This window comes from Micromonospora sp. NPDC050417 (genome assembly GCF_044458865.1).
Lineage (GTDB): Bacteria > Actinomycetota > Actinomycetes > Mycobacteriales > Micromonosporaceae > Micromonospora_G.
In genome coordinates this window covers 310,919-327,857 of sequence record NZ_JBITIH010000004.1, presented here as the reverse complement: position 1 = coordinate 327,857, position 16,939 = coordinate 310,919, and the positions used below count along the sequence as shown (strand labels likewise).

Sequence of the window (16,939 nt, the reverse complement as noted above, 5' to 3'; positions counted from 1 at the left end):
TGCGACGGTCCTCATCGGTCAACGTCAACGGCGGCAGCGTCGGATCTGGCACCCCACCAGCCTACTGCCTACTTACTTCTGACTCAGGACACTAGGTCGTGGCCGGCACCCGGACCGACTCGACCAGCCACCGGGAGATCGAGTACGTCGGTGGCAGCGCCTCCGGCAGCGCGTCGAGCGGGAACCAGCGGGCCTGCGTCAACTCCCTACCGTCGACCACCGGCTCGGACATCGGATCCGGGCAGTACGCGGTGAATCCGGCGAGCACCACGCTGGGACCGGACATCGCCCAGGGCTGGCTGCCGAAGTAGACGAGCCGGTCGACCCGGAGTCCCACCTCCTCGGCGACCTCCCGGTGCACCGCCTGTTCCAGCGTCTCGCCCGCCTCGACGAAGCCGGCGACCAGGGCCCACACCTCGGTCGACCCGTACGAGTGGCGTACCAGCAGGAGCTGTTCGGGCGCGCCCGGCGGACCGGGGCGGCGGATCGCCACCAGCACGGCCGGGGAGAGCTGCATCGGCACGTAGAGCTGGCAGTCGGGGCAACGCCGCGCGTGTTCGCCCGGCACGTCGGCCAGCTCCGCCGTACAGGCCCCGCAGTAGCGGTGACTGCGCCGCCAGGTCACCACCTGTAGAGCCCGTCCGGCGAGGGCGGCGAGCGGCTCGGTGAGCCCGGAAGCCAACTCCCGCCAGCCGAGCCACCTACCGAGCGTGGCGTCGTCCGTCTCCCACGCAACCGCCCAGACCGGCACCCCGTCCAGGGTGCCGAGCGGAACCAGATCCGGCTCGGTGGCCCGGCCGGGCACGTCCGCGACCCGGGGAAAGTCGCCGTCGGGTCGGACCAGCAGCTTGCCGTCGGCCACCATCAGACAGTGGTCGGTCGGTTCCGCCGGTACGTCGGCCGCCGCCCCGGGAAGGAAGACCGGGCGGGTCGGCGGCGGGTCGGAGCTCACTGTGCGTGCCGCCGTCGGTGGCGGCGAGCCGCGCTCCGGGGTCGACCGGTGGCGGCGGATCGGGCGGTGGTGGTGGACCGGCCGGCGCCGGCGGGTGGGTCGGCGGACATGTCTGCCAGCCTTGTCGATCAGGGCAACCCCCGCAAACCCCGGCGCCGACGAGGGGGTGGAGAATCGGTAGATGTACGGCAGATCGTCGCCGTAGAAGGTGGAGGCAGTCCCCGTACGGCGACCACGGCCCGTTACGCTGCCATCGAACGCTTCCGCCGCACCGTCGCGGCCCGAGAGCATCAGCTGACACTCATCACGAGGAGCGACACAGTGGCCACCATCGAGGGAATCGTCGCCCGGGAGATTCTCGACTCGCGCGGCAACCCGACCATCGAGGTCGAGATCGGGCTGGACGACGGTACGACCGCCCGCGCGGCGGTGCCGTCGGGCGCCTCCACCGGCGCTTTCGAGGCGATCGAGCTGCGCGACGGCGACGCCGACCGTTACCAGGGCAAGGGTGTCGAGACCGCGGTCGCGAACATCGAGGACCGGATCGTCGACCAGCTCATCGGCTACGAGGCCAGCGAGCAGCGGCTGATCGACCAGAAGATGCTCGACATCGACGGCACCGCCGACAAGTCCGGCCTCGGCGCGAACGCGATCCTCGGCGTCTCGCTGGCGGTGGCGAAGGCGGCGGCGAGCAGCGCCGAACTGAGCCTCTTCCGCTACCTCGGTGGCCCGAACGCGCACCTGCTTCCGGTGCCGATGATGAACATCCTCAACGGTGGGGCGCACGCGGACTCCAACGTCGACGTGCAGGAGTTCATGATCGCTCCGATCGGCGCGCCGACCTTCCGTGAGGCGCTCCGTTCCGGTGCCGAGGTGTACCACGCGCTCAAGTCCGTACTGAAGAAGCGTGGTCTCTCCACCGGCCTCGGCGACGAGGGCGGCTTCGCGCCGGACCTGCCGACCAACGCCGCCGCCCTGGACCTGATCGCCGAGGCGGTCGAGAAGGCCGGCTACCGGCTGGGCCGGGACATCGTGTTCGCGCTCGACGTGGCCGCGACCGAGTTCTTCTCCGACGGTGTCTACACCTTCGAGCAGACCAAGAAGTCGGCCGACGAAATGGCCGCCTACTACACCAAGCTCGCGGACGAGTACCCGATCGTGTCGATCGAGGACCCGCTCTCCGAGGATGACTGGTCCGGTTGGGCGAGCCTGACCTCGGCGCTCGGCGACCGGGTCCAGATCGTCGGCGACGACCTGTTCGTGACCAACCCGCAGCGGATCGCCCGGGGCATCGCGGAGAGTTCGGCGAACGCCGTGCTGGTGAAGGTGAACCAGATCGGTTCGCTGACCGAGACCCTGGACGCGGTGGACCTGGCGCACCGGGCCGGGTTCCGCTGCATGATGAGTCACCGTTCCGGCGAGACCGAGGACACCACCATCGCCGACCTGGCGGTGGCGACCGGCTGCGGCCAGATCAAGACCGGTGCCCCGGCCCGTTCAGACCGGGTGGCCAAGTACAACCAGTTGCTCCGGATCGAGGAGGAGCTGGCGGACGCGGCGCGCTACGCCGGGGCCGGTGCGTTCCCGCGTTACCGTTCTGCCTGACATCGCGTGAGTGGCCTCGGGGGAGGGGTGCGTCAACGGTGACGACTCGTCGCATACCCAGCGGTCAGCGGCCCGCACGCCGGCCCGGCCAGCCCGGCCGGGTGGCCAGCCGGGTCACCGGCCGCGACCCCGGGGCGCGCTCCGAGCGGGGTACCACCGCCCGCTACTCCCGGGGCGCGGACGCCCCACGATCGGCCACCCGCCCGGCGGCGGCGCGACGCGCCGCCGCCGGAGGTGGCGGCACCACCCGTACCTCCGCTCCGCAGCCCCGGCGCATCACCGGTCGGGCGACGGCGCTCTTCGCGGTCTTCGTCGCGCTCGCGCTCGCCTACACCTACCCGGTCCGGGTCTACCTGGGCCAGCAGGCGGACATCGCCCAGTTGGAGGCGGCGCAGGCGGCGCAGCGAGAGAAGATCGGCGAGCTGTCGGACGAGGCGGCGCTCTGGAAGGACCCGGCGTACGTCTCGATCAAGGCCCGGGAGCGGTTCTACATGGTCCGGCCGGGTGACAAGCTGGTGGTGGTGCTCAACGACCCGGAGGGCGCCGCCCGAGACGCCGGGGCCGCGCCGCCCGCCGCGCCGAAACCGGCGGAACCCTGGTACGACATGCTCTGGTCCAGCGTTCGGGCCGCCAACGAGGAAGGACCGACTTCTTGACCGTCGTACCTCCGGACCGGCCCGCGGCCGGTCTGGTTCCCGCGCCGACCCGGCAGCCGGCCACCGACGACGACCTGGCGGCGGTGGCCGCACAGCTCGGCCGGACGCCCCGGGGCACCCGCGCGGTGGCGCACCGCTGTCCCTGTGGTCGGCCGGACGTGGTGGAGACGACGCCTCGGCTCGCCGACGGCACCCCGTTTCCGACCCTGTTCTATCTGACCTGCCCCCGGGCGGTCGGCGCGTGCAGCCGGCTGGAGTCGGCCGGGGTGATGAAGGAGATGGCCGACCGGCTGGTCGACGACCCCGAGTTGGCGGCCCGCTACCGGGCGGCGCACGAGGACTACCTCGCCCGGCGGTCGGCGATCGCCGAGGTGCCGGAGATCGACGGGATCTCGGCCGGTGGCATGCCCGGCCGGGTGAAGTGCCTGCACGTTCACCTCGGACACGCGTTGGCCACCGGTCCCGGCGTCAACCCGTTCGGTGACGAGACGCTTGAGTTGATCGAGCCGTGGTGGCTCGGCGGCTCGTGCGTGGACGCGCCCGAAACCGACTGATCGGCACCGGCCGGGACCGGCCGCCGCCCGTCCCCGCTACGCTCAGGCGATGAGCGCGGATCTTGTTATCCGGCGGGCGCGGACCGGCGACGTACGCGGCATCCGCGAGCTGATCGACACGTACAGCCCGGGTGGGCGGCTGCTCAGCAAGGCGACCGTGACCCTGTACGAGCACGTGCAGGAGTTCTGGGTGGCGGTCCGCCCGGCCGACGGTGCGGTGGTCGGCTGTGGGGCGCTGCACGTGATGTGGGAGGACCTGGCCGAGATCCGTACGGTGGCGGTCCATCCCGAGTGCCGGGGCATGAAGATCGGCCACCAGATCGTCGCGGAGCTGTTGACGGTGGCGCGGGAGTTGGGCGTGACCCGGGTCTTCGTACTGACCTTCGAGACCGGGTTCTTCGGCGCGTTCGGGTTCGTCGAGATCGACGGGGCGCCGGTGCCGCAGGCGGTCTACGAGCAGTTGCTGCGCTCGTACGACGAGGGTGTGGCGGAGTTCCTCGGGTTGGAACGGGTCAAGCCGAACACCCTGGGCAACGTGCGGATGCTGCTGCGGCTCTGACGTAGGGTGACTGCCGTGACGACCAGAGTGGCGGCGATCGACTGCGGTACCAACTCCATCCGGCTGCTCGTGGCGGACGTGCCCGATCCGGCGGCCGGTCCGTCGGCGTCGCTGGTCGACGTCGCCCGGCGGATGGAGATCGTCCGGTTGGGTCAGGGTGTGGACCGGACCGGGCGGCTCGCCCCGGAGGCGATCGAACGGACCCGGGTGGCGTTGGCGGGATACGCCGCCGAGATCGCCGAACTGGGAGCGGAGCGGGTACGCATGTGCGCCACCTCCGCCTCCCGGGACGCCAGTAACGCGGACGAGTTCCGGGCGATGGTGCGGCAGACGCTCGGGGTGGCTCCGGAGGTCGTCACCGGCGAGGAGGAGGCCCGGCTCTCGTTCACCGGCGCCGTACGCGGGCTGGCCGCCGACGCCCGGTCGCCGTACCTGGTGGTGGACATCGGTGGTGGTTCGACCGAGTTCGTGGTCGGTGACCGGACCAGCGGTTCGGTGACCGGTGACAGTAGCGGGATCAGGGTCGACGCGGCGATCTCGGTTGACATCGGCTGCGTCCGGATGACCGAGCGGCATCTGCATGACGATCCGCCGACGCCCGAGCAGATCGCCGCCGCCGAGGCGGACATCGCCGGGGCGGTGGACCGCGCGCTGTCCGTGGTGCCCGGTCGGGAGGCCGCCACCCTGATCGGTCTGGCGGGATCGGTGACCACGGTGGTGGCGATCGCGCTCGGACTCGACACGTACCAGCCGGAGCGGATCCACCACGCCCGGATCTCGTACGACGAGGTGGCGAAGGTGACCGAGGACCTGTTGTCCCGGTCGTCGGCGCGGCGGATGGAGTACCCGGTGATGCACCCGGGGCGGGCCGACGTGATCGGGGCGGGCGCGTTGGTGCTCCGGACGATCATGGAGCGGGCCGGGATGCCCTCGGTCGTCGCGAGCGAGCACGACATTCTGGACGGCATCGCCTACAGCCTGATGGTCTAGCGGGGGGCGGGCGTCCGGGCGAGGGGTCGCCGCACCCCTACTACAACGCTCTTGACGGTATCTCGCAATGCGCACTACTGTGCTCCGCGTGGACACTACCCAGCTGCTCAAAGGCGTGCTGGATCTCGCAGTCCTGGCCGTTCTCAAGGAAGAGGACGGCTACGGCTACGACATCATGCGTCGTCTGCGCACCGCCGGTCTGGACGAGATCGGAGACGCCTCGGTGTACGGCACCCTGCGCCGGCTCTTCCAGGCCGGGCTGCTCACCACCTACGTGGTCCCGAGTGAGTCGGGGCCGCACCGCAAGTACTACGCCCTCAACGCGGCCGGACGCGACCAGCTCGACCGGTCCGGCAAGGTGTGGCGGGCCTTCGCCTCAACAATGGACAAACTTCTCGATGAACGGGGGCGCGTGGCATGACCGCGCGCGACGAGGAGGGCGTGACTCAGCGGAGCGAGGATGGCATGACCGAGCGGGAGATCACGGAGTACGTCGAACGGGTCCGCTGGGCCCTGGCCGACCTGCCCGAGGTGGACCGGGACGAGTTGCTCGAAGACCTGCCCGAACACCTGGCCGAGGTGGCGGCCGAGGGGACCGGGGCGCTCGTCGACCGGCTCGGCACCCCGGAGGCGTACGCGGCCGAGCTACGCGCGGCGGCCGGACTGGCCGCACCGAACCAACCGGCCAAGTCGGACAACCGGGTCGCCAGCGCGGTGCGCCAGCTCCGCGACCGGCTCCAGACGGTGGACCGCCGGGTCGCACCTCTGATCGGGTACGCCAGTGTCACCGATCTCCTCCGGCTGCTCCGGCCCGCCTGGTGGGTGCTCCGGGCCTACCTGGTGGCGATGCTGGTCACCGTCATGACCACCAACGGGCAGTTCGGGCTCCTGCCCCGGGTCGACGACAACGACATCGCCGGCCTGCTCCTGCTCGCCCTCTGCATCATCGGCTCGACCTGGCTCGGGCGACGCAGCGACCAGTTCCGGGGGTGGCGGCGTCATCTGCTCCGGCTCGGCACGGTGGCGATCGTGATCTTCGGACTCGTCGGCTTCGTCGACGTGGACAAGCGTGGCCGCCAGAGCGGTTACTACGAGCCGGCGTACAACGCCGACCCGTACGCCGACGTACGCGACGTCTATGTCTACGACCCGCAGGGTCGACTCGTCGAGGGGGTGCGCCTGTTCGACCAGGAGGGTCGGCCGATCCGGCTCGGATATCCCTGGTGCGAGACGGTGGACCGACACCTCGGCCAGCCGTACCCGGAGCTGGCGCTGCCGGACGCGCTGCGCCAGCCGTACCCGTACTGCCCACAGGGGGCGCCGTTCCGGTTCTCGACCACACCGCCGATCGTGCGCCCGTCGGACCTGCCCCTGGCGGAGCTTTCGCCGAGCGGCTCCCCGACACCGAGCGGGACCGGTGTTGCGCCGGGCGGGTCACCGAGCGCGTCGGCGGTCCCGACGCCGTCGGTCTCGGCCCGCTAGCACCGGCACGGGTGGGGCGACGGCATGGTGCGGCGGCGCGGTGACGAGACAGGGCGGACGGCGGGCAAGTCCGGCTGAAAGGTGGAGGGCGGCGGACGGCAGCCCGTCAGGGGTGGTGGATACGGTATTCCCGCACTTGATCATCTTGTGTGGACAGAACAGCCCCTCGAAAGGACAGTCAGTGACTGACCAGGCACCCCCGCCCCCCGTTCCCCCGGCAGCCCCCGTGCCGGGCACGTCGGTGCCGCCGCCGTTCGACGCCGCCCCCGTGCCGGCACCCCCGCCGCAAAAGAAGAGTCCGGTCAAGAAGATCGTCAGCGTGTTGGTGGCCATCGTCGTGGCGGTGGCGGTGAAGTTCGGCCTCGGCACCGTGCTCGGCGGCGAGGACAAGACCGCCGAGGCGAAGGTCGGCGACTGTCTCGCCGCGCTCCCCGAGCTCGGCGAGGGTGAGGAGAAGGCGGCGCCGAACGCGAAGATTGTCGACTGCACCTCCACCGAGGCCGTCTACAACGTCGTCGCCCGGGTCGAGAACCAGACCGAGCGGCAGGCGTCGGAGAGCACCGAATGCGAGCAGTACGTCGCCGAGGGGGAGGAGTACGCGATGTTCACCGCGATCCCCACGGGCGGCACCGGTTACCTGCTCTGCCTCAAGCCCGCGAAGGCCTGACAGCGCAGTAGTACGACGCGGGGGCGGCGAGGTGGACACCTACCAATACGGGAGGCGTACGCCACGCCGTCTTCCCCGCTGACGGTCGGGCATGGCAGGCTACCCGCACGCAACGGAGCAGTAACTGTGCGACCAGCCAATGATGACTGACCGACAGGAGGCCGGCCGATGGGCGAAAAGGTTACCTACCAGAGCAATGGTGGTACCAGCGAGGGATACCTGGCCTTACCCGCCAGCGGGGCGTCCGGCCCGGCCGTCATCGTGATCCAGGAGTGGTGGGGACTCGTCCCGCACATCACCGGCGTCGCCGACCGGTTCGCCGAGGCCGGCTTCGTGGCCCTCGCGCCCGACCTCTACCACGGCGCCGCGACCAGCGAACCCGACCAGGCCCAGCGGTTGCTCATGGGCCTGGCGATGGACCAGGCGGCCCGGGACATCGCGGGTGCGGCCGACTACCTCGCCGGACGACCGGAGACCACCGGTCAGGTCGGTGCCGTCGGTTTCTGCGCCGGCGGCAGCCTGGCCCTCTGGTCCGCGACGCTCTCGCCCCGGATCGTCGCGACCGTCGGTTTCTACCCGGCCCTGCCGTGGGAGCGGATGCGACCGGAGTGGGCGGGGTACGCCGGCAAGTCCGCCGTCGTCCACTGCTCCGAAGAGGACGGCACCTCAGCCGACGAGGGCATACAGGCCGCCCAGCGAGCGATCAAGGAAGCCGGCGGCGAGTGCACCCTGCACGACTACCCGGGCAGCCGGCACGCCTTCTTCAACGACGACCGGCCGGAGGTCTTCGACCGGCAGTCCGCCGCCAGCGCCTGGGCCCGCACGCTCGAATTCTTCCGGGGCAAGCTTGGCTGAGCCCCGTACGGCCGACGAGGTGCTCGCCCGCGCACAGCGGGCGAGCGACCTGCCCGACCTCGACGGCGCCATCGCCGACTGTTTTGCCTGCTCCCGTCTTGTCACCTGGCGGGAGGAGGTGGCCGCGACCCGCCGGGCGGCGTTCCGGGACCAGGAGTACTGGGGACGCCCGGTGCCCGGATTCGGCGTCGCCGACGCCCAGATCGCCATCCTCGGACTGGCCCCGGCCGCGCACGGCGGTAACCGCACCGGTCGGATCTTCACCGGTGACCGTTCCGGCGACGTGCTCTTCGCCGGGATGCACCGGGCCGGCCTGGCGAACCAGCCGACCAGCGTCGCCGCCGCCGACGGACTGACCCTGCGGCACACCCGGATCTTCTCCGCGGTGCGGTGCGCACCGCCGGACAACAAGCCGACCCCGGTCGAGCGGGACACCTGCGCACCCTGGCTGCACCGGGAGGTGCGCCTGATCGCGCCGACCCTGCGGGTGGTGGTGGCACTGGGTGCCTTCGCCTGGGCCGCGTGGTGGCCGGTGCTCCGCCAGGTGTACGGCGTACGACCGCCCAGCCCGCGCCCCAGGTTCGCCCATGGGGCACACTGGTCGGGCGGCGGGACCGCGCCGGATCTGCTCGGCTGCTACCACGTCAGTCAGCAAAACACCTTCACCGGGCGGTTGACACCAGCGATGCTGGACGGGATATTCACCCGGGCAAAGGGTCTGGCCGGGTTGGAATAAGACATAGGCGACGGTTCGGGGGCGGTACGCGGGATGGCCGGTTCCGCTCTGCGTAGATGGTGGCCGCTTGCGGCGGTGGCGCTTCTGCTCGCCCTCGCCGCGCTCTCGACCGCGCAGTCGTCGCTCCGGATCGACCGGCTCGAACAGGCCGAGGAGTCCCGACCGGCCGAGGATGTCCTGATCCAGCCGTCGCAGCAGGTGCCGCAGACCGAACCTCCGCTGGAACTCGCCCCCGCCGAGCCGTGGACGGTTCCCGGCTGGCTGGTCGCCGCCGCCTTCGGGCTCGCCGCCCTCGGGCTGCTGGCCCTGCTCGTCGTGGTGGTCCGCCGACTCCTGCGGGATCTCGCCCGGCGACGGGCCGGACGGATGCCACCGGGTGCCCGGACGGCGACCGCCGCGCAGACCGCCGAGGCGGTGGTGGCCGCCCTCGACGCCGGGCTGGTCGACCTCTCCGACTCCGACACCGACCCGCGCCGGGCGGTGATCGCCTGCTGGGTCCGGTTGGAGCAGGCGGCGTCTGCCGCCGGGGTACCCCGGCAGGTCGGCGACACCCCGACCGACCTGGTGACCCGGCTGCTGCGCGGCGGCACCGGAGTGGTCAGCGCCGAGGTGCTGGCCGCGTTCGCCCAGGTCTACCGCGAGGCCAGGTACGCCACCCACAGTGTCGACGAGCGGATGCGGGCACAGGCCCGGTCCGCGCTGGAGCGGCTCCGCTCCGAACTGACCGCGGGGGCGGCATCGTGAGCGACCGTGCGGCCAGCATCGACGACCTGCTCAGCACCGGGGAACCGGTCGGCTACGGGCCGGAGCCGGAACCGGAACCCACGCTCACCCGCCGACGGTTCCGCGCCGGATGGTGGATCCGGGCGGTGCTGCTCGCCGCCGGTTTCACCGCCGTCACCGTCGTCGGGCTCCGGATGTTCTCCCTCGGGATCTCCGTACCGGCGGCGTTCGCCGGCTGGCTGGCCCTGTTGCTGCTGCGCCGGGCCACCGGCCAGGTGGCACCGCCACCACGGCGTACGGTCCGGCCACTGCACTCGTCCGGCGCCGACGACGGGCTGTACAACTTCGGTTCGATCGACGCGCTACGGGCCGCGGTCAACGTGTGGGAGAACAGGTTGATCTCGTCCGAGACCCGGGCCAGGTACGCCGATGGGGTACTCCCGGGACTCGGTGACCTGGTCGACGAGAGGCTGCGCCAGCGGCACGGACTGACCCGGGCCACCGAACCGGAGCGGGCCCGCGAGCTCCTCGGCGAGCAGGTCTGGAAGTTCCTCGACAGCCCCCCGAAGCGGACGCCCCCACCGCGTGAACTCGCCGCGATCGTCGCCCAATTGGAGAAGCTATGAACGACGCCGACCAGGTCCAGCCAACGTCCGTCTTCGAGGTGGCCCGACTGGCCCGGGCGGTGCTGGACCAGGTCTGCACCGTGGTCGTCGGCAAACGGGATGCCCTGGAACTGGTGCTCGCCGGCATCCTGGCCGGCGGTCACGTACTCCTGGAGGACCTGCCGGGTCTGGGCAAGACGCTGACCGCGCGCTCGTTCGCGCAGGCGCTCGGGCTCGACTTCCGCCGGTTGCAGTTCACCCCGGACCTGCTCCCCGCCGACGTGACCGGTTCGTTCCTCTACGACCAGCGCAGTGCCGACTTCACCTTCCGCGCCGGGCCGGTCTTCACCAACCTGCTGCTCGCTGACGAGATCAACCGGACCCCGCCGAAGACCCAGGCGGCGCTGCTGGAGGCAATGCAGGAGAAGCAGGTCTCGGTCGAGGGTGTCACCTACCGGCTCGACCCGCCGTTCCACGTCCTCGCCACCGCCAACCCGATCGAGTACGAGGGCACCTACCCGCTGCCCGAGGCACAGCTCGACCGGTTCCTGCTCCGGGTCTCGTTCGGTTACCCGGCCCGCGAGGAGGAGTGGGAGGTGCTGCGCCGCCGGATGTCCCGCCGCCAGGAGGAGGCGGAACTGGCGCCGATCGTCAACGCGGCCCGGCTGCGCCAGATGCAGGCGGCGCTGGAGGACGTGGTGGTGGAGGACTCGATCGGCCGTTACATCGTCGACCTGACCGCGGCCACCCGTGAGCACGCCTCGGTGCTGGTCGGAGCCTCGCCCCGGGGCTCGCTCGCCCTGCTGCTGCTGGCCCGGGCGAAGGCCGCGCTCGCCGGCCGGGACTACGTCATCCCGGAGGACGTCAAGGAGGTGGCGGCGCCCGCGCTGGCACACCGGATCACGCTACGGCCGGAGATGTGGCTGCGTCGGGTCGATCCCGCCTTCGTCGTCCACGAGGTGCTCGACCGGACCCCGGCGCCGGCCAGCGGCGCGCTGCCCAGCTACGCCGGCGGAGCACGGGCGGTATGACCGGCAGCTCCGTGCCCCTGAGGGCCGCCGTACCGCAGCCGCGTCGTGGCGCGCTGGGCGACCCCGGCCCGGAGTCGGTGCCGGTGTCGGCTCCGGAGACCGGGGCGGTGCCGCAGTGCTGGACGCCGACCCGGGCGCTCGGCCGGGCCGTGCTCCTCACCGGTCTGCTGCTGATCGGTGGGGTGCTGCTGGGTCGGGTCGATCTTGTCGTGCTCGCCGCGCCGTTCGCGCTCGGCACCGCGTACGCCCTGCGTCGACGTCCCGTCGAGCCGCCCAGGATCCAGGTGACGGCCGAGGACGGGACGCTGGTCGAGGGCGGCGCGTTCGCCGGAGTGGTGACCGTGGGCAACCCGGACCTGGCCGGTTACGACCTGGCTGTGGTCCGGACCAGGGTCTCGCCCTGGATCACCATCCGTGAGGCAGGCTTCGCCGGGGCGGCCGGGGTGGGCCGGCCGTTGGCGTTCTCCGTGGTCGCGGGTGAGGCGGTCGACCTGGAGCTGACCGGACTCACCACCCGCTGGGGTCGGCACCCGTTCGGGCCGGCGGGTGTGCGGGCCGTCGCCTGTGCCGGGTTGCTCTCCAGCCGGCCGGTGCTGGTCGACCCGGAACTGGTCCGGGTCTATCCGATGACCGAGCCGTTCGACGCCGACGAGGCGATGCCCCGGGCCGCGGGCCTGGTCGGCGGCCACCGGTCCCGGCGACCGGGCGAGGGCGGGGAGCTGGCCGGCGTACGCATCTTCGGCCCCGGTGACCGGCTGCGCCGGGTCGACTGGCGGGTGTCGTTGCGGGCCCGGCAACTGCACGTCGCCGCCACCCTGTCGGACCGGGATGCCGAGGTGGTGCTCCTGCTCGACGTGCTCGCCGAGGCGGGCCGCTCCGGCGGCGTACGGGGCTCCGCGTCGGTGCTCGACACCACCGTCCGGGCCGCCGCCGCGATCGCCGAGCACTACCTGCACCGGGGTGACCGGGTCTCGTTGGTCGAGTACGGCCCCGCCGCCCGCCGTCTGCGTCCCGCCACCGGCCGGCGGCAGTACCTGATCGCGCTGGAGTGGCTGCTCGACGTCACCGCCGCCAACTCCGAGCACGAACCGTACGACCAGGTCTTCGGACCCCAGGTGCTCTCCTCGAACGCACTCGTGGTGGTGTTCACCCCGCTGATCGACAACCGGTCGGCGGCGATGCTGGCCCGGTTGGCCCGCTCCGGTCGGTTCGTGGTCGCGGTGGACACCCTGCCGGAGCTGACCGCCCCGTCTCGACGCGGCCAGTGGACCGAGGTGGCCCACCGGCTCTGGCGACTCGATCGGGAGAACACCATCGGCGCGCTGCGCGAACACGGCGTACCGGTGGTGCCGTGGGCCGGCGCCGGCAGCCTCGACCTGGTGCTCCGTGACGTCGCCCGGCTCGCCTCCGCTCCCAGGGCGGTCGGCCGGTGACCCAGGCGATCATGGATGACCGAAGGTGGGTGGGCCGGTGAACGCCATCTCCGAGCGGATCAGATCGATCTATACGGTGGTCACGCGCGCCACCCTGGCCCCGCTGCTGCTGCGCTGCGTGATCTTTCTCAGCGGGTTGGTGGCGTTCGTGCTGGCGTACCCGCCGACGATCCTCGCCAGCCGTGCAGTGGTCCTGCTGCTGATCGTGGCGCTCCTGCCGGCGATCGCCCCGGGACGGCTCTGGCCGACCCTCACCGCGCTCCTGACGGTGATCGGGTGGGTGGCCCAGACGAGCTACTACGGCGAGCCGATCGCGCTCTGGCGGCTGCTCGGGCTGGCCACCTTCCTCTATCTGACCCACAGCCTCTGCGCCCTGGCGGCCCAACTCCCGTACGACGCGGCGGTCTCGCCCGACCTGATCGCCCGCTGGGTGGTGAACGCGCTGGCGGTGGTGCTCGCCTCGGCCGTTCTGGCGGTGTTGCTGATCGCGCTGACCGAGCGGTGGGACGAGGGCGGCTACGTGGTCGCCGCGATCGCGGGTCTTGGCGTCGCTGCCCTGGCGGCCTCTCTGCTCAGTTGGATGTTGCGTCGCGCCGGGAAAGAGTGACATCGATCGCACATGTGCCCTGGTCAGCTACGTCACGCTGGCGTTCTCGGTCACAACCGGGGCATCTGGCGGCCAGAAGTTATCAGGCCGAGGAAAGATAGGGGCGTGAAAAAACGGATCCTCGTAGTTGGCGCTGGGCACGTCGGGTTGTACGCGGCCCTGCGTCTGTCGAAGAAGCTCCACTCGTGGGAGGCCGAGGTGATGGTGGTTGACCCCCAACCACACATGACCTATCAGCCGTTCCTACCCGAGGCGTCCGCGGGCAACATCTCCCCGCGACACGCGGTGGTTCCGCTGCGCCGGGCGCTGCGGAAGTGCACGATCGTCGCCGGTGAGGTGACGCGGATCGAACACGCCCGGAAGACCGCGACCGTCCAGCCGATCATCGGACCGGCTCGGGAGATCTCGTACGACCACGTCATCGTGGCGCCGGGGTCGGTGTCGCGAACCCTGCCGATCCCCGGTCTGCGTGAGCAGGGGATCGGGTTCAAGACCATCGGTGAGGCCATCTACCTGCGCAACCACGTGCTGGACCGGCTCGACGTGGCAGCCGCCACCACCGACCCGGTGACCCGGCGCAACGCGTTGACGTTCGTCTTCGTCGGTGGCGGGTACGCCGGCATCGAGGCTCTGGCCGAGATGGAGGACATGGCCCGGGACGCGCTGAAGTACTACCCGGAGCTCTCGGCGGAGGACATGCGCTGGGTGCTGGTCGAGGCGACCCTGCGGGTGCTGCCCGAGGTCGACCGTGACATGGGCGCGTACACCGTGCAGCAGTTGCTCAAGCGCAAGATGGACATCCGGCTGGACACCCGGTTGGAATCCTGCGTGGATGGCGTGGTCAAGCTCTCCGACGGGGACAGCTTCCGGGCCGACACGATCGTCTGGACCGCCGGCGTGAAGCCGTCGCCGGTGCTCGACCAGACCGACCTGCCCCGTGACGAGCGGCGCCGGGTGACCTGCCTGCCCACCCTCCAGGTGGTGGACGGGAACCAGGTGCTGGAGGGGGCGTGGAGCGCCGGTGACTGCGCGGCGGTGCCGGACCTGACCGGTCCGCCCGGCTCGTTCTGCTCGCCGAGCGCCCAGCACGCGGTCCGTCAGGCGGCCCAGATGGCCGACAACATCCGGGCGGTGCTGCGGAGCCGGCTGCCGAAGAACTACAAGCACAAGCACGCGGGCAGCGTGGCGAGCCTCGGGCTGCACAAGGGCGTGGCCCAGGTGTACGGCATCAAGTTGACCGGCCTGCCGGCGTGGGCCATGCACCGGGCGTACCACCTGGGTCGGATCCCGTCGCTCAACCGCAAGATCCGGGTGCTGGTCGACTGGGTGCTCGCCTTCGCGCTGCGCCGTGAGGTGGTCGCTCTCGGCCAGTTGCACGATCCCCGCGAGGAGTTCGTCGAGGCCACCCCCCGCATCACCCCCCGCGTCTGAGGTGTTAGGAAGGGCCCCTTGTTATCGCTTTTCGTATAACAAGGGGCCCTTCCTAACGCTCGGGCGGGGTGCCCGTGCCCGGCGGCTGCCGGGCACGCGGGGTGTCAGCGGATCTTCCAGGTCCAGGCGTCAGCGACCCGGGTCGCCGGCCCCAGCAGGCCCTCGAGCGCGGGGAGCAGGCTCTCGGCCCGGGGTGCGTCGCCGGCCAGCACCACGCAGGAGGCGTTCCAGAAGGCCAGGTCGTCGCGGGCACGCTGGCGCTGTTCGTCGCTGATCGGGGGCACCGCGCCGGTCTTCGCCACCTCGGCCAGGAGCGCCGAGGTCGGCTGCTTGTAGGTGCCCATCGACGCCTTGCCGCCGGACGCGTACGGACCGATGAAGAAGCCTTCCGGCATGCCGAACTCGTTGTTTGTCGCGGCTGCCCAGCGCATCGCCCACGGTTCCTTCGGTGTCGGCAGCGGCACCGGCACCATCACTCCGTCCGGGGCGACACAGTCGCGCCAGTGTCCGCCGCTGATGAACGTCGGCAGGGGCGGTCGCGCCGCGGTCGGCACCGGCGTGGGGAAGATCGGCAGGAGGGCGGCGGCGGCCAGCGCCGGCACCAGGATCCGGGTCGACCGGACCTCGGCCCGCAACGCTCGGTCGACGGCGAGCACCAGCACCGTCGCGATCAGCGGGATCAGCGCCAGGGCGAACCGCATCGGCAGCGCGCCGTCCACCACGGGTACGCCGAGCAGCAGCCCGTACGGCCCGGGGAAGCTGGTCCGCTCTCCGTTGATCACCAGGTCGGGGCCGAGCGAGAGCGCTGCCATCAGCAGTCCGGCGGCGGTGACCGCGATCAGGAGTGGGCGTCGGACCTGTTGCTGGAACAGCCAGACCACGGCGGCGACGGTGACGAGCAGCAGCGGCCAGCCGAGGAAGGTGTTGTACTCGGCCGGTCCGGTGGTGAGCCGGGCAGCCGCGTCGCTGCCGGCGAGCGAGAGCGGTGAGATCGCCGCCCAGCTCGCCAGGTCGGCGGAGAAGTAGTACGGGCTGAACATGCCGTTCGGGACGCTCTGCGGTCCGGCGAACTGGAACCAGAGCGGGTAGGCCAGGGCGGCTCCGGCCAGCCCGACCGCGACCAGCAGTCCGGTGGCGAATCCCCGCAGCGCCCGCTGGAGGAGTTGCCGGTTCGCGACCGCGTACGCGACGGTCATGATGATCAACGTGAGGGCGGTGAGGAAGAGCACCTCCTCGCCGACGAAGACCTGCACGAAGACCGCCGTGGCGAGTCCGATCCCGGAGGTGACGATCCGGCGCCGGTCCGGCCCGGGTCGGTCCGGCCGGGCGGTCGGGTCGGCGGCCCGGAGCAGCCGTACCACCAGCCAGACGATCACCGGGACCAGCCAGAGCGCGGTCATGTGCAGGTGGCTGTTGGTCTGGGAGATCATGCCGGGGGCGAAGCCGCAGAAGCCGCCGCCGAGCGCGGCGGCGAGCCGCCGGGCGCCCAGGACCCGGCGGAAGAGCAGGAACCAGGCGATCGCTGTGACGGCGAGGTTGCCGGCGACCAGTAGGGCGAAGGTCGTCGCCACCCCGAAGAGGAGGGTTACCGGGGCGAAGAGCAGACCCGGGGCGATGACCGTGGTGTTCGCCATCAGGTTCACCCCGTCGGGGGCGTTGAGCCGGTCGCTGAGCAGCCCGAAGTCGCCGAGCAGGGCTCGGGCGTCGGCGGCCAGGAACCACTCGTAGAGCACCTGGTCCTCGGGGTTGAGCGCGAGCGTACGGGCACCCGGGTCGGGCCACATCCCGCTGGTCAGCCACCCGGCCAGGAGGAGGAAGAGGAGGCAGATCCCCAGATCGGGTAGGTGCGGGCCGATGGCTGCGTGCCACCGAACCCACCGGGACCGGGGTACGCCGGGAATGGTGTCCGCTGTGTCCTCGCTAAGTTTGGTGTCCTGCGCTGCGGGGGCTGGGCTGGTCACGGCCTTGACCCTAATGCCGATCGGTCGACGGGGTGCGCCCGGTGGGCACCGACCCGCTACCGTGACAGGCACGAGGGCGCGGGTGCCCTCGT

At 71.5% G+C, this 16,939-nt stretch carries 18 protein-coding genes; 16 read left to right on the top strand and 2 right to left on the bottom strand.

The annotated features are described in order from the left end of the window. Nucleotides 1-91: 91 nt before the first annotated feature. On the bottom strand, nt 92-952 hold the full coding sequence (gene nudC, locus ACIBF5_RS08385) for an NAD(+) diphosphatase (protein ID WP_396809396.1): 861 nt from the start codon (nt 950-952) through the stop codon (nt 92-94). Nucleotides 953-1,273: 321 nt separating this feature from the next. Here nudC and eno point away from each other — a divergent pair, with 321 nt between their 5' ends. From eno to ACIBF5_RS08305, 16 genes are all read left to right on the top strand, one after another. Then, nucleotides 1,274-2,557, top strand: a complete 1,284-nt coding sequence (eno, locus tag ACIBF5_RS08380) for a phosphopyruvate hydratase (protein ID WP_121158538.1) — start codon at nt 1,274-1,276, stop codon at nt 2,555-2,557. A gap of 38 nt (nt 2,558-2,595) precedes the next feature. Continuing rightward, nucleotides 2,596-3,213, top strand: coding sequence for a septum formation initiator family protein (locus ACIBF5_RS08375; protein WP_396809394.1), 618 nt, complete (start codon nt 2,596-2,598; stop codon nt 3,211-3,213). Continuing rightward, complete coding sequence (locus tag ACIBF5_RS08370) at nt 3,210-3,767, top strand: DUF501 domain-containing protein (RefSeq protein ID WP_396809392.1); 558 nt, start codon at nt 3,210-3,212, stop codon at nt 3,765-3,767. Before ACIBF5_RS08375 ends, ACIBF5_RS08370 begins: the two co-directional genes overlap by 4 nt. Before the next feature lie 49 nt (nt 3,768-3,816). After that, entirely contained in the window at nt 3,817-4,326 is a 510-nt protein-coding gene (locus ACIBF5_RS08365; RefSeq protein WP_396809390.1) for an amino-acid N-acetyltransferase, read from the top strand. A 27-nt stretch (nt 4,327-4,353) separates the two neighbouring features. Continuing rightward, nucleotides 4,354-5,316: an exopolyphosphatase gene (locus tag ACIBF5_RS08360; RefSeq protein ID WP_396809425.1), complete on the top strand. Its 963-nt coding sequence runs from the start codon at nt 4,354-4,356 to the stop codon at nt 5,314-5,316. A gap of 88 nt (nt 5,317-5,404) precedes the next feature. Then, a complete protein-coding gene (locus tag ACIBF5_RS08355) occupies nt 5,405-5,737 on the top strand; it encodes a PadR family transcriptional regulator (protein ID WP_396809388.1) in 333 nt (110 codons plus the stop codon). Next, a complete protein-coding gene (locus ACIBF5_RS08350; RefSeq protein WP_396809386.1) occupies nt 5,734-6,798 on the top strand; it encodes an HAAS signaling domain-containing protein in 1,065 nt (354 codons plus the stop codon). Before ACIBF5_RS08355 ends, ACIBF5_RS08350 begins: the two co-directional genes overlap by 4 nt. Before the next feature lie 226 nt (nt 6,799-7,024). Continuing rightward, nucleotides 7,025-7,465, top strand: a complete 441-nt coding sequence (locus ACIBF5_RS08345; RefSeq protein WP_396809384.1) for a hypothetical protein — start codon at nt 7,025-7,027, stop codon at nt 7,463-7,465. Between the two features lie 168 nt (nt 7,466-7,633). After that, nucleotides 7,634-8,320 carry a dienelactone hydrolase family protein gene (locus ACIBF5_RS08340; protein ID WP_396809382.1) on the top strand — a complete coding sequence of 229 codons (687 nt, stop codon included), beginning with the start codon at nt 7,634-7,636 and terminating at the stop codon, nt 8,318-8,320. After that, nucleotides 8,313-9,056 (top strand): uracil-DNA glycosylase, encoded by a 744-nt coding sequence (locus ACIBF5_RS08335; RefSeq protein WP_396809380.1) that lies wholly within the window; start codon nt 8,313-8,315, stop codon nt 9,054-9,056. The genes ACIBF5_RS08340 and ACIBF5_RS08335 overlap by 8 nt, the downstream gene beginning before the upstream one ends. A 33-nt stretch (nt 9,057-9,089) precedes the next feature. Then, nucleotides 9,090-9,800, top strand: a complete 711-nt coding sequence (locus ACIBF5_RS08330) for a DUF4129 domain-containing protein (protein ID WP_396809379.1) — start codon at nt 9,090-9,092, stop codon at nt 9,798-9,800. After that, a complete protein-coding gene (locus tag ACIBF5_RS08325) occupies nt 9,797-10,405 on the top strand; it encodes a hypothetical protein (RefSeq protein WP_396809378.1) in 609 nt (202 codons plus the stop codon). Before ACIBF5_RS08330 ends, ACIBF5_RS08325 begins: the two co-directional genes overlap by 4 nt. Next, entirely contained in the window at nt 10,402-11,415 is a 1,014-nt protein-coding gene (locus tag ACIBF5_RS08320; RefSeq protein ID WP_396809377.1) for an AAA family ATPase, read from the top strand. The genes ACIBF5_RS08325 and ACIBF5_RS08320 overlap by 4 nt, the downstream gene beginning before the upstream one ends. Then, a complete protein-coding gene (locus ACIBF5_RS08315) occupies nt 11,412-12,848 on the top strand; it encodes a DUF58 domain-containing protein (RefSeq protein WP_396809376.1) in 1,437 nt (478 codons plus the stop codon). Before ACIBF5_RS08320 ends, ACIBF5_RS08315 begins: the two co-directional genes overlap by 4 nt. A gap of 37 nt (nt 12,849-12,885) precedes the next feature. Then, on the top strand, nt 12,886-13,455 hold the full coding sequence (locus tag ACIBF5_RS08310; RefSeq protein ID WP_396809374.1) for a hypothetical protein: 570 nt from the start codon (nt 12,886-12,888) through the stop codon (nt 13,453-13,455). A gap of 105 nt (nt 13,456-13,560) precedes the next feature. After that, complete coding sequence (locus ACIBF5_RS08305; RefSeq protein ID WP_396809372.1) at nt 13,561-14,886, top strand: NAD(P)/FAD-dependent oxidoreductase; 1,326 nt, start codon at nt 13,561-13,563, stop codon at nt 14,884-14,886. A 104-nt stretch (nt 14,887-14,990) separates the two neighbouring features. On the opposite strand, the gene ACIBF5_RS08300 is transcribed toward ACIBF5_RS08305, so the two are convergent. Beyond that, nucleotides 14,991-16,847, bottom strand: a complete 1,857-nt coding sequence (locus ACIBF5_RS08300; protein WP_396809370.1) for a hypothetical protein — start codon at nt 16,845-16,847, stop codon at nt 14,991-14,993. Nucleotides 16,848-16,939 lie beyond the last annotated feature (92 nt).